This is a genomic window from Delftia sp. JD2 (assembly GCF_001682645.1).
GTDB lineage: Bacteria > Pseudomonadota > Gammaproteobacteria > Burkholderiales > Burkholderiaceae_C > Comamonas > Comamonas acidovorans.
Genome location: NZ_LFJT01000150.1, coordinates 1 through 402, shown reverse-complemented (window position 1 = coordinate 402; position 402 = coordinate 1). Strand labels below are relative to the sequence as shown.

1 pseudogene is annotated in these 402 nt (G+C 70.1%); it reads left to right on the top strand.

The features are described 5' to 3' along the window. A pseudogene (locus ACM14_RS30240) lies at positions 1 to 402 on the top strand (Fe/S-dependent 2-methylisocitrate dehydratase AcnD); the annotation flags it as partial.

Below are 402 nucleotides of genomic sequence, written 5' to 3'. Positions count from 1 at the left end.
ACCGAAGGCGTGGGCGCGCTGGCGGCCTTCCCGCGCACGCTGCGCAACATGCGGCCGCTGGCCCTGCTGCCCGACAACATCACCACCGACCACCTGTCGCCCTCCAACGCCATCCTGGCCGACAGCGCGGCGGGCGAATACCTGGCGCGCATGGGCCTGCCCGAGGAAGACTTCAACTCCTACGCCACCCACCGCGGCGACCACCTCACCGCCATGCGGGCCACCTTCGCCAACCCGCAGCTGGTCAACGAGATGGCCGTCATCGACGGCGTGCAGCACAAGGGATCGCTGGCGCGCATCGAGCCCGAAGGGCGCGTGGTGCGCATGTGGGAGGCCATGGAAACCTACCTGAACCGCCGCCAGCCGCTGATCATCATCGCGGGCGCCGACTACGGCCAGGGC